Source organism: Pseudomonas sp. GW821-FHT07F01, assembly GCF_059418825.1.
Genome location: NZ_JBWKQO010000008.1, coordinates 61,010 through 73,110, shown reverse-complemented (window position 1 = coordinate 73,110; position 12,101 = coordinate 61,010). Strand labels below are relative to the sequence as shown.

The 12,101-nt window shown below is 66.4% G+C and carries 8 protein-coding genes; 5 read left to right on the top strand and 3 right to left on the bottom strand.

Annotated features, from left to right (window positions below; all coding sequences use genetic code 11):
• Positions 1–5: 5 nt before the first annotated feature.
• From AC07R1_RS27280 to AC07R1_RS27265, 4 genes are all read left to right on the top strand, one after another.
• Complete coding sequence (locus AC07R1_RS27280; RefSeq protein ID WP_019093216.1) at positions 6–716, top strand: ABC transporter ATP-binding protein; 711 nt, start codon at positions 6–8, stop codon at positions 714–716.
• Position 717: 1 nt separating this feature from the next.
• Positions 718–1,983: an ABC transporter permease gene (locus AC07R1_RS27275; RefSeq protein ID WP_015637208.1), complete on the top strand. Its 1,266-nt coding sequence runs from the start codon at positions 718–720 to the stop codon at positions 1,981–1,983.
• Between the two features lie 25 nt (positions 1,984–2,008).
• Positions 2,009–2,530: a DUF3299 domain-containing protein gene (locus AC07R1_RS27270; RefSeq protein WP_026019988.1), complete on the top strand. Its 522-nt coding sequence runs from the start codon at positions 2,009–2,011 to the stop codon at positions 2,528–2,530.
• Positions 2,531–2,697: 167 nt separating this feature from the next.
• The gene (locus AC07R1_RS27265; protein WP_011063748.1) at positions 2,698–3,396 is read left to right on the top strand and encodes an OmpW/AlkL family protein; all 699 of its coding nucleotides are present in this window, start codon (positions 2,698–2,700) and stop codon (positions 3,394–3,396) included.
• A 59-nt stretch (positions 3,397–3,455) separates the two neighbouring features.
• Here AC07R1_RS27265 and AC07R1_RS27260 read toward each other — a convergent pair whose 3' ends face one another.
• Positions 3,456–4,385, bottom strand: a complete 930-nt coding sequence (locus AC07R1_RS27260; RefSeq protein WP_011063749.1) for an NAD-dependent epimerase/dehydratase family protein — start codon at positions 4,383–4,385, stop codon at positions 3,456–3,458.
• A complete protein-coding gene (locus tag AC07R1_RS27255) occupies positions 4,378–5,262 on the bottom strand; it encodes a sugar nucleotide-binding protein (protein WP_036995925.1) in 885 nt (294 codons plus the stop codon). The genes AC07R1_RS27260 and AC07R1_RS27255 overlap by 8 nt, the downstream gene beginning before the upstream one ends.
• Before the next feature lie 189 nt (positions 5,263–5,451).
• On the opposite strand from AC07R1_RS27255, the gene AC07R1_RS27250 reads away from it, so the two are divergent.
• Positions 5,452–9,738, top strand: coding sequence for a DEAD/DEAH box helicase (locus tag AC07R1_RS27250; protein ID WP_370058126.1), 4,287 nt, complete (start codon positions 5,452–5,454; stop codon positions 9,736–9,738).
• A gap of 213 nt (positions 9,739–9,951) precedes the next feature.
• Here the strand turns inward: AC07R1_RS27250 and AC07R1_RS27245 are convergent, their stop codons facing one another.
• A complete protein-coding gene (locus tag AC07R1_RS27245; RefSeq protein WP_041120721.1) occupies positions 9,952–12,057 on the bottom strand; it encodes a mechanosensitive ion channel family protein in 2,106 nt (701 codons plus the stop codon).
• Positions 12,058–12,101: the final 44 nt, after the last annotated feature.

Here is a 12,101-nt window from a genome sequence, read left to right as displayed (position 1 = left end):
CCGACATGACCCAAGCACTTATCGAACTGTCCAACCTGGGCTTCAACTGGCCCGGTCATCCACCGTTACTGGACATCCCGGACTTTCGCCTGGAAGTCGGCGAAACCCTGTTCCTCAAGGGCCCCAGCGGCAGCGGCAAGACCACCCTGCTGGGCCTGCTGGGCGGCGTGCAGAAACCCAACCAGGGCAGCATTCGCCTGCTGGGCCAGGAGCTGACCGAGCTTTCGGCCGGCGCCCGCGACCGCTTTCGCGTCGATCACACCGGCTACATCTTCCAGCAGTTCAACCTGCTGCCGTTTCTCTCGGTACGCGAGAACGTCGAGCTGCCCTGCCACTTCTCCAAGCTACGGGCCGGCCGCGCCGCACAGCGCCATGGCAGCGTCGACCAGGCCGCAGCCACCCTGCTGGCCCACCTGGGGCTGAAGGACCCGGAGCTGCTCGGCCGCCGCGCCGATTCACTATCCATCGGCCAGCAGCAGCGGGTCGCTGCGGCCCGGGCGCTGATCGGCCAGCCGGAACTGGTGATTGCCGACGAACCGACTTCGGCGCTGGACCACGACGCCCGGGAAGCCTTCCTCCAATTGCTGTTCGCCGAATGCCGCGAAGCCGGGGCCAGCCTGCTGTTCGTCAGCCACGACCAGAGCCTGGCAGCGCTGTTCGATCGCAACCTGTCGCTGGCCGAACTCAATCGCGCCGCCAAGCCCGCAGAGGTCTGAGATGTATCTGTTCCGTCTAGCCATGGCCAGCCTGGCTAACCGTCGCTTCACCGCGATCCTCACCGCCTTCGCCATTGCCCTCTCGGTCTGCCTGCTGCTGGCGGTGGAGCGGGTGCGCACCGAAGCCCGGGCCAGTTTCGCCAGCACCATCAGTGGCACCGACCTGATCGTCGGCGCCCGTTCCGGTTCGGTGAACCTGCTGCTGTACTCGGTATTCCGCATCGGCAACGCCACCAACAACATCCGCTGGGACAGCTTCGAGCACTTCGCCAGCAACCCCAAGGTAAAGTGGGCGATCCCGATTTCCCTGGGCGACTCCCACCGCGGCTACCGGGTGATGGGCACCACCGACGCCTACTTCCAGCACTACCAGTACGGCCACCAGCAGAACCTGCAACTGGCGGTGGGCCGGGCCTTCGCCAGCGACCCCTTCGAAGTGGTGCTGGGGGCCGAAGTCGCCGATGCCTTGCACTACAAGCTGGGGGACAAGCTGGTACTGGCCCATGGCGTGGCGGCCATCAGCCTGGTCAAGCACGACGACAAGCCCTTCACCGTGGTCGGCATCCTCAAGCGCACCGGCACTCCGGTGGACCGCACCCTGCACATCAGCCTGGGCGGCATGGAGGCGATCCACATCGACTGGCACAACGGCGTGCCGGCCCGTGGCGAGGGGCGCATCAGCGCCGACCAGGCGCGCAACATGGACCTGACGCCCCAGGCCATCACCGCCTTCATGCTGGGCCTCAACAGCAAGATCTCGACCTTCGCCCTGCAACGGGAGATCAACGAATTCCGCGGCGAGCCGATGCTGGCGATCCTGCCCGGCGTGGCCCTGCAGGAGCTCTGGAGCCTGATGGGCACCGCCGAGAAAGCCTTGTTCGTGGTGTCGCTGTTTGTGGTCCTGACCGGCCTGATCGGCATGCTCACGGCGATCCTCACCAGCCTCAATGAACGCCGGCGGGAGATGGCCATCCTGCGTTCGGTGGGCGCGCGCCCCTGGCACATTGCGACCCTGCTGATCTTCGAAGCCTTCGCCCTGGCGCTGTTCGGGGTGCTGGCCGGGCTTGGCCTGCTGTACCTGGGCATCGCCCTGGCCCAGGGCTACGTGCAGTCGAATTACGGCCTGTACCTGCCACTGTCCTGGCCCAGCCAGTATGAGTGGACGCTGCTGGGCGGTATTCTGATCGCCGCGCTGCTGATGGGCAGCGTGCCGGCCTGGCGCGCCTACCGGCAATCCCTGGCCGATGGCCTGTCGATTCGTTTATGAGCCCTGGTTTATGAAGACCCAACGCTTGCTGCGCTCTCTGCTTGCCCTGTCGCTGCTGTTCAGCTCGCCGCTGTGGGCGGCGGGGGCTCCGAAGGACCTGACCTGGTCGGAAATGATCCCGCCGGACGCGCCGCCGGAAGTGCCGAACATGAAGCCGCTGCACGACCTGTCGCAGATGAGCGATGCGCTGTCCGCCGAATCGGCTCCCGCTGCCAAGCAGGACCTGCCCAATGCCCCGGTGGTGAAGAGCCTCGACGGCCAATCGGTGCGCCTGCCCGGCTACATCGTGCCCCTGGAAGTGAGCGAGGAAGGACGCACCACAGACTTCCTGCTGGTGCCCTACTTCGGCGCCTGCATCCACGTACCGCCACCGCCGTCGAACCAGATCGTCCACGTCACCAGCGAAGTCGGGGTGAAACTCGATGAGCTGTACCAGCCGTACTGGATCGAAGGCGACATGCAGGTCAAGCCCTCCACCAGCGAGCTGGCGGATGCCGGCTACCAGATGGCGGCGCAGAAGATCTACGTCTACGAGTTGCCGGAGTAAAAGAGTGCGGGCGGGCGACGCCCGGGGAACGTCAAAAGAGTGCGGGGCAAAAGAATAGTTCACCCCGCCAACCGGGGTTTGCCATTTCATTGAGCTGAGTCAAGGCGGTCAACTTGACGATCCTTACCATTGGACATAGCCAATCTGAATCGTCCTTTGGAGCTCCCATGCACAAGTCTCTGCTTAGCGCCTCCCTGATCGCGCTCGCACTCGCCGCCCCGATTGCCAACGCCCACGAAGCTGGTGACATCATCGTTCGTGCCGGTGCGATTACCGTCAAACCCAAAGCCAACAGCTCCGACGTCAAGGTCGACAGCGGCCCACTGGCTGGCGCCAACCTGGGCGGCAAGGCGACCATGGACAGCGACACTCAGTTGGGCTTGAACTTCGCCTACATGCTGACCAACAACATCGGTATCGAGTTGCTGGCCGCCACCCCGTTCGAACACGACGTGAAGATCCGCAACACGTCCCTGGCTCCGGCCAACGGCAAGCTGGGTACTCTCAAGCACCTGCCACCGACCCTGAGCGTGGTGTACTACCCGCTGGACCACAAGTCGGTGTTCCAACCCTACGTCGGTGCCGGTATCAACTACACCTGGATCTACGACGAGCACGTCGGCAGCCGCGCCCAGTCCGAAGGTTTCGACAACTTCCGCGCCAAGAACTCCTGGGGCCTGGCCTGGCAGATCGGTGCCGACTACATGCTGACCGACAACATCATGATCAACGCCCAGGCACGCTACATCGACATCGATACCCGCGCCTACGTGGACAACAACGCCCTGGCCGCCGGCACTCGTGCCAAGGTCAATGTGGACGTCGACCCATGGGTCTACATGGTGGGCCTGGGTTACAAGTTCTAAACCCGCCAGCAATAAAAAAGGCGCCTTGCAAGGCGCCTTTTTCATGTGCGTGTTTTCCCTCAGCGCCCCATCAGGCGGGCGAGGCCGACGCTCATCGGGGTCGGCTCGGGGAACTTGAAGCGCTGCAGCAGGCGCTGGTTGCCAGCCCGCGAATGGCGGATATCGCCCGCCCGAGCCGGGCCGTAGCTGATGGGTGGCAAGGCACCCACCACCTCGGCCAGGGCCGCGAGCATCTGCTTGAGGGTCGTGGCCTGGTTCAAGCCAACGTTGACCGCTCCCACTTCCAACTGCGGCGCCTCGATGGCCTGCACCAGCACCTGAACCAGATCGCCGACGTAGACGAAATCCCGGGTCTGCTCGCCATCGCCGAACACGGTGATCGGCAAGCCTTGCTGGGCCCGTTCGCTGAAGATGCTGATCACCCCGGAATAGGGCGAAGAGGGATCCTGGCGCGGGCCGAAGATGTTGAAGAAGCGAAAGATCGCCGGTTCCAGCCCGTGCTGGCGCCGGTAGAAATCCAGGTAGTGCTCGCTGGCCAGCTTGTCCGAGGCATAAGGGGTCAGCGGCGCCTTGGCCGTGTCCTCGTCGATGGACTGGCCTTCCCCGTTGTTGCCATACACCGCGGCGCTGGAAGCGAACAGCACTCGCTTGACGCCGTGCTCACGCATGGCCTCACAGACATTCAGGGTGCCGATGAAATTGCTCTGGTGGGTCTGCACCGGGTCGTCCACCGAGGCCTGCACCGAAGCCACCGCTGCCAGGTGCGCCACAGCGCAGCAGCCTTGCATGGCCTGGCTGACCAGCGACGCATCGGCCACATTGCCCTCGATCAGCTCGACCCGCGGATCAGCCAGCGGCAGGTTGCTCGGTTTGCCGGTGGACAAGTCGTCCAGCACCCGCACCGCGTAGCCCTTGGCGAGCAGGGCGTCGGCCAGGTGCGAGCCAATGAAGCCGGCACCGCCGGTGATCAATACGAGGCCTTCAGCCATGACGATAAAACCTATCCAGTAAAGCCGGGAGCGCGGCACGCCAGGCGCGCGGCTTGATCCCGAAGGTATGAAGGATTTTCTTGCAGGCCAGTACTGCGTGCTGCGGTTCCTCGGCGGCATCGGCGCTGGCGGCATGGGCCTGGGCGGTCGGCGCCTCGATGGCCAGCGGGTGCAATTGCCGGGCTTCGGTCAGCACCGCCTGCCCCAGGGCCAGGGGCGTGGTGGCTTCCTGGCCGGCGTAGTGGTAGGTGCCCCAAAGCGGCGCGGCGCAATCGAGCTGCTTGAGCACCGAGATGATCACCCGCGCGGCATCGTCCACCGGGGTCGGATTACCCCGCCGGTCGTCGGCCATCAACAGTTCGTCCGGGGATTCGGCCCGGGCCAGGAAACGCCCGAGAATGCCGTCCGGGCTGTCATCCAGCAGCCAGCCGAAACGCAGCAGCACGTGCTGCGGGCAGGTGGCGCGAACGCTTTGCTCGATCCGCCACAGTGCCTGGCCGCGCAGGCCCAGGGGCACCGGCTCGTCCTTTTCGCTGTAGGCAGTCGCCCGGGAGCCGTCGAACACCCGGTAGCTCGAAGGTTGCAGGAGGATGATGTTGTGATGCTGGCAAAGCTCTGCCAGGCGCTCGACCGCCCGTTCCTGGCCGCTCAAGCGCGCCTCGCTCACGCTCTCCGCCTGAAACCAGTCGAAGTAGTAAGCCAGGTTGATCAAGGCATCCGGGCGGGTGTCGTCGAGCAGTTGCGTAAGGCTCGCGGCATCCCAGCCGTCTTGCGGCGGACGGGGGGCGAGGAAACCGATGTCTTCCTCCGCACCCAGGCGAATCAGCGCCTGCCCAAGGGCATTTCCGCCGCCCAGTAACATAAGGCGCATTCGCATAGAGTCAGCAGGCCCAGTCTGTTCAGAACGATGGTTGGAGTCGGCCAGTCTCGTGGGGCTGGCCGTCGATAATTGCCGGAATCGTTGCATTTTGCGGGTTTGTGGCGCAAGCGTCACTCAGAAAGTGTCGAGGCCCCATGGAATCAACGGTGCTTGCAAGTTGCCGGGTGCGGCCGCATAAATCCATCCATGAACCTTGCCCAATCCGTGAATCCGGTGCTGGACGGCTTCCACCCCGCTGTCAGCGCCTGGTTCAAGCATACCTTTGCCGCTGTGACCCCAGCCCAGGCCCGCGCCTGGCCGCTGATCGCCCAGCGCCGCTCGACCCTGATCGCCGCGCCCACCGGCTCCGGCAAGACCCTGACCGCCTTTCTCGCGGTGATCGATGACCTGGTGCGCCAGGGGCTGGCCGGCGGTGGCCAGCTGCCGGACGCCACCCTGGTGGTGTATGTGTCGCCACTCAAGGCCTTGAGCAATGACATTCAGATCAACCTGCAGCAGCCACTGGCGGGCATCACCGAGCAATTGCGCCGCATGGGCCTGCCGGAACTGTCCATCAGCACCGCGGTGCGCACCGGCGATACCCCGCAGAAAGACCGCAACGCCATGCGCAAGAGCGCGCCGCAGATCCTCGTCACCACCCCGGAATCCCTCTACGTGCTGCTGGGCTCGGATTCCGGCCGCAGGATGCTGGCCAGCACCCGCAGCGTGATCGTCGACGAAATCCACGCCCTGGCCGGCAGCAAGCGCGGCAGCCACCTGGCCCTGAGCCTGGAACGCTTGCAGGCCTTGTGCGCCGAACCCTTGCTGCGCATCGGCCTGTCCGCCACGCAGAAGCCCATCGAAGCCGTGTCGCGCTTTCTGGTGGGCCACGGCCGCCCTTGCGAAATTGTCGATATCGGCCACGCCCGGCCCCGGGACCTGGACATCGAAGTGCCGCCGGTGCCGCTGTCGGCGGTCATGGCCAATGACGTCTGGGAGCTGGTGTACGAGCGCCTCGCCAACCTGGCCAGGGAACACCGCACCACGCTGATATTCGTCAACACCCGGCGCCTGGCCGAGCGCCTGGCCCGCCACCTCAGCGAGCGCCTGGGCAAGCAGGCGGTGGCCGCGCACCACGGCAGCCTGGCCAAGGAGCAGCGCCTGGAAGCCGAGCAGCGGCTCAAGGCCGGCGACCTGCAAGTGCTGATCGCTACCGCTTCCCTGGAGCTGGGGATCGATATCGGTGATGTCGACCTGGTGTGCCAGATCGGCTCGCCGCGCTCGATCTCGGCCTTTCTGCAGCGGGTCGGCCGCTCCGGTCACCAGGTGGGCGGCACGCCCAAGGGCCGGTTGTTCGCCCTGACCCGCGACGACCTGATCGAATGCGCCGCCCTGCTCGACTGCGTGCGCCGGGGCGAACTGGACACTCTACTGATTCCCCATGCCCCCCTGGATGTGCTGGCCCAGCAGATCGTCGCTGAAGTCAGCTGCCAGGAGTGGTCGGAAGCCGCGCTGCTGGACATGCTGCGCCAGGCCGCGCCCTACGCCGACCTGGATCAGGCCCACTACCAGGCGCTGTTGCAGATGCTCGCCGAGGGCTTCAACGGGCGCCAGGGCCTGCGCAGCGCCTACCTGCACCGCGACGCCCTGGCCCGCACCCTGCGCGGGCGCCGAGGCGCCCAACTGACCGCGCTGACCAGCGGCGGGACCATCCCCGACAACGCCGACTACAGCGTGCTGCTGGAGCCCCAGGGGCTGAACATTGGCAGCGTCAACGAAGACTTCGCCGTGGAAAGCATTGCCGGCGACGTGTTCCAGCTGGGCAACACCTCCTACCGTATCCTGCGGGTGGAAACCGGCAAGGTGCGGGTCGAGGATGCCCAGGGCCAGCCGCCGAACATTCCCTTCTGGCTCGGCGAAGCCCCCGGGCGCAGCGCCGAACTCTCCAGTGCCGTGGCGCGCCTGCTGGCCCAACTCGACGAGTTGCTCGGCGCCACGCCCGGCCAGTTGCAAGCGGCCATCCACTGGTTGCACCACGAACTGGGCCTGAACCTGGCCAGCGCCGAGCAACTGGTGGATTACCTGGCACCGGCGCGCCTGGCCCTGGGCGCGCTGCCGTCCCAGGACACGCTGATCATGGAGCGCTTCTTCGACGAGTCCGGCGGCACCCAACTGGTGATCCACAGCCCCTTCGGCAGCCGCATCAACCGCGCCTGGGGCCTGGCCCTGCGCAAGCGTTTCTGCCGCACCTTCAATTTCGAATTGCAGGCGGCCGCCAGCGAGGACGCGATCGTCCTTTCCCTGTCCACCAGCCACAGCTTCGCCCTGGACGAGGTCTGGCGTTACCTGCACAGCAACAGCGCCGAACACATCCTGGTCCAGGCGCTGCTGGACGCACCGCTGTTCGGCGTGCGCTGGCGCTGGAACGCCGGAGTGGCGCTGGCCCTGCCGCGCTACAGCGGCGGGCGCAAAGTGCCGCCGCAGATCCAGCGCATGAAAAGCGAAGACCTGATCGCCAGCGTGTTTCCCGACCAGATCGCCTGCCTGGAAAACCTGGCCGGCGAGCGCGAGATTCCCGACCATCCGCTGGTGGAGCAGACCCTCGACGACTGCCTGCACGAAGCCATGGACAGCGAAGGCTGGTTGAACCTGCTGCGTCGCATGGAACAGGGCCAGGTGCGCCTGCTCAGCCGCGAACTGCCGGCGCCCTCGCCCCTGGCGGCGGAAATCCTCAGCGCCAAGCCCTACACCTTTCTCGATGACGCCCCCCTGGAGGAACGCCGTACCCAGGCGGTGCTGGCCCGGCGCTGGAGCGACCCGCAAGCCACCGACGACCTGGGCGCCCTGGATGCCGAAGCGATTGCCGCGGTGGCCGCCGAAGCCTGGCCAGCCCCGGCCAGTGCCGATGAAATGCACGAAGCGCTGATGAGCCTGGCCTGTATCAGCGAAGCCGAGGCCCAGGCCAACCTCCACTGGCCCGAGTGGCTGCAAGCCCTTTCCAGCCAGGGCCGCGCCTGCCGCTTGCAGGCCGGCCCGGGCGGCGGCTTGTGGCTGGCCCTGGAGCGCATCTGCTGTCTGCGGGCGCTGTACCCTCAGGCCGCCTTGCAACCCGCGCTGCAACCGGTGCCCGGTTTCGACCAGGCCTGGGAGGCACAGCCGGCCCTGGTGGAGCTGATTCGCGCCCGCCTCAGCGGCTTCGCTCCCCTGACCCTGGCGCAGATCGCCGCGCCCCTGGGCCTGCCCGCTTCCAGCATCCACCAGGCGCTGATCCAGCTGGAGAGCGAAGGTTATGTGCTGCGGGGGCGCTTCAGCCCTGGCGGCGATGAAGAACAGTGGTGCGAGCGTCACCTGCTGGCGCGGATCCACCGCTACACGGTGAAGCGCCTGCGCCGGGAAATCGAACCGGTGGCCTTGCAGGATTTCATGCGCTTTCTGTTCGACTGGCAGCACCTGTCGCCGGGTACCCAGGGCCAGGGCAGCGCCATGCTGGCCGAGCTGGTCGCGCAGTTCGAAGGCTACCCCGCAGCGGCCTCGGCCTGGGACAGCGACCTGCTGCCGGCGCGCCTGAAGGATTACTCCGCCAGTTGGCTGGATGACCTGTGCCGCAGCGGCAAGGTGGTCTGGAGCCGGATCAACAGCAGCGGCAAGATCGCCGGCAGCGCCCTGCGCAGCACCCCTATCGTGTTGCTGCCCCGGGCCCGCGTGGCGCTCTGGAACGCCCTGACCTGCCCCATCGACAGCAGTGACCTGTCACCCAAGGCGCAGAAGGTTCACGCCGTACTGAGCCAGCTGGGCGCACTGTTTTTCGATGAACTGCTGCAAGAAGCCCACCTGCTGCGCAGCGAACTGGAAACCGTGCTGCAGGAACTGGTGGGCGCCGGATGGGTGAATGCCGACAGCTTCGCCGGGCTGCGGGCCCTGATCACCCCGGCCAGCAAGCGCCAGAACCGCAGCAGCCGACGGGGTCGCGGCGCCTTCGTCGGAGGAATGGACGACGCGGGGCGCTGGGCCTTGTTGCGCCGCGCCGCCAGCGAGGATAGCGCCGCCACCCTGGAGCACGTGGCCATGACCCTGCTACGCCGCTATGGCGTGGTGTTCTGGCGCCTGCTGGAGCGCGAGGCCGACTGGCTGCCCAACTGGCGCGATTTGCTGCGTACCTTCCATCGCCTGGAAGCCCGCGGAGAAATTCGCGGCGGGCGCTTCGTCAGCGGCCTGGCCGGCGAGCAGTTCGCCCTGCCGGAAGCCATACCGCTACTGCGCGAAGTGCGCCGCCGGCCCCATGACGGCAGCCTGATCGCGGTGTGCGGCGTCGACCCGCTGAACCTTGCCGGGACCCTGCTGCCCGGGCCCAAGGTCCCGGCCCTGAGCGGCAACCGCCTGGTGTTCCGCGACGGCCTGCCGGCGGCCGCCGACATCGGCGGCACCCAGCACCTGTGGCTGGAGCTGGAACCCCAGGCCGCCCAGGCCCTGCGCAACAAGCTCATCCGGCACTGACCTCCCCCCGTAGGAGCCGGCTGCCGGCGAAAGGGCCCGTGAGCCCTGCGCCACATCTAGCGGCCTCTTCGCTGGCAAGCCAGCTCCTACCCAGGCAGCAGGCGCCCTTCCAGACAATCCACGCCCACCCTCGTAGGAGCCGGCTTGCCGGCGAAAGGGTCCGTGAGCCCTGCGCCAGATCCAGCTGCCCTTACGCTGGCCGTCGTTGCGCAATCATTGCGGGCGGGGGGATTCGGGGAGCAGCAGCGCCGAGTCGTCCTGTTCCGGTTCGTCTTCATGCACCCGCCGCGCCGGCAGCACCACCGGCTGTGGATAAGTCTGGGCGAAATGCACCCAGGGGCAGTTATCCACAAGCTTTTTCAGACGCTGGTTGAAGGCCCGGCTCACCGCGTACTGGCCGCCGGACACCGTGCGGAACTGGGCCGTCAGCACCACGCCGTTGAGGTCCATCTTGTCCACCCCGAACACGTCCAGGCCGCCTTGCAGGTTGTAGCGCAGGAAGCTGTCCTCGCTGATGGAACGCCCGGCTTCGCGGATCAGTTCGATGGCCTTGTCGACGTCGGTGTCGTAGGTGAACTGCACCGAGAAGAAGGCATAGGCGAACTGCCGCGACTGGTTGGTGACCGCCTTGATCTGGCCGAACGGCACCGAATGCACGAAACCCTTGCCGTCGCGCAGGCGCAGGGTGCGGATGGTCAGGCCCTCGACGGTGCCGGCATGGCCGGAGTCGAGCACCACCCAGTCACCAATGGACAGGGTGTCTTCGATGATGATGAACAGGCCGGTGATCACGTCCTGCACCAGTTGCTGGGAACCGAAGCCGATGGCCAGGCCTACCACCCCGGCACCGGCCAGCAGCGGCGCGACGTTGATCCCCAGGTTGGCCATGGTGGTGATCGCGCAGATCACCACCAGGATGATTTTGATCGCATTGCGCAGCAGCGGCAGGATGGTCTTGACCCGGGTACTGGGCTGACGCGCCGAACGCTTGTTGGCCGGTGGCTTGAGGGCCTCCTGGATCGCTGTGTCGAGCACCACCCACAGCAGCCAGGTCACTAGGAAGATCAGGCCGATGCTGCTCAGGGAGTCGCTGATGGCCCGGCCCACGGTATTGCGCTGGGCGAACTCGAACAGCGAGATCCCCCAGATGCGCCCGAGGATCTCGATGAAGGCGATGGCCATGACGATCCGCAGCAGGGCGTGCAACAGGCTCAGGAAACGCTCCTTGTAGGCGCTGCTGCGCTGAATCGTCTGGGCGCTACGGGACTTGAACAGGTGCTGCAGCACGGTGCTGAGGAACACCGTGGCGATCAGCAGCACGGTGGTCAGCAAGGCGCAGCGCAGGGCCTGCTGGCTGTCCTCGCCGGCACCGATCAGGCTCACCGCCGAGACCAGCACCATCAGCAGGATCGGCCAGTACCAGAGCCCGGAAAAGATCCGCAGCGACTCCTGCAACGCCGGCTGTTTCAGACGCTGGGCCAGAGAGCGGTTGCGGATCAGGTGCGCCACCGGCCGGCGCAGGCGGATCACCAGCACCGCGAAGATCAGCGAGGCCAGCAGGCCGGTGAATACCGCCACGCTGCTGGTGATATTGCCCCCCAGCTGGCGGGCGATCTGCGGGCTGGTCAGGGCATCGCTGAGAGCCGCAAGGAAACCGATCAGAAACAGCGGTTTCGGGCAGTAGCCACGGATGATCCGCACCGCGGGCCGCTTGTGCCCGACGTTGAACATCACGATCAGGCACAACAGCACCGAGGTCGAGACGATGCCGCTGCTGGTGGCATAGGCCAGGCACAGGGCCAGCGCCCGCCCCACCGAACCGTTCAGGGAATGGCTGACGTAAAGCGTCAGCGGCAGGCAGACCAAGGCCGGCAAGGTGTAAGGCAGCAGGTATTCCAACAGGCCCTGGCCTCGGGGCCGGGCTTGCAGCCAGGGCCGCTGGCTCAGCCGCCGTACCAGCAGCCCGGCCAGCACCGTGAGCAGGGCGAAGCTGCCCAGCCAGGTGCCGGACAAGGTGAGGAAATCCCCGGCCACGCTCCAGCCCGAACGGTCCGAGGGTTGGTTCACCAGGCGCCCCACTTCGTCCGCCGCGCGGTCGGCCCGCAGGCGCCAGGCGTCGATCAGGTTTTCATTGAGGTCGAGCTTGTCCTGGACATCGTCGATGCTCGAACTGATGGCGCCCAGCAGGCCCCCTTCCACCAGCAGTTCCGGCTTGGCCGGGGCCGCCGCCGGGGCTGTTGCGGCAGTGGCGGCGCAGAGCTCGCTGCTGCCCAGAACGAGCAGCATCCCGAGCAAGATCGCGGTCTTGAAATTCAACACAACGCAGGGCTCCTTCAGCAGGGTCTGTAAGGAACTGATCAGCA

Bases quoted from the DNA above. Each gene is read 5' to 3' on its own strand.
- AC07R1_RS27275 (WP_015637208.1), top strand. From the start codon at position 718: ATGTATCTGTTCCGTCTAGCCATGGCCAGCCTGGCTAACCGTCGCTTC.
- AC07R1_RS27265 (WP_011063748.1), top strand. From the start codon at position 2,698: ATGCACAAGTCTCTGCTTAGCGCCTCCCTGATCGCGCTCGCACTCGCC.
- AC07R1_RS27255 (WP_036995925.1), bottom strand. From the start codon at position 5,262: ATGCGAATGCGCCTTATGTTACTGGGCGGCGGAAATGCCCTTGGGCAG.
- AC07R1_RS27280 (WP_019093216.1), top strand. From the start codon at position 6: ATGACCCAAGCACTTATCGAACTGTCCAACCTGGGCTTCAACTGGCCC.
- AC07R1_RS27250 (WP_370058126.1), top strand. From the start codon at position 5,452: ATGAACCTTGCCCAATCCGTGAATCCGGTGCTGGACGGCTTCCACCCC.
- AC07R1_RS27260 (WP_011063749.1), bottom strand. From the start codon at position 4,385: ATGGCTGAAGGCCTCGTATTGATCACCGGCGGTGCCGGCTTCATTGGC.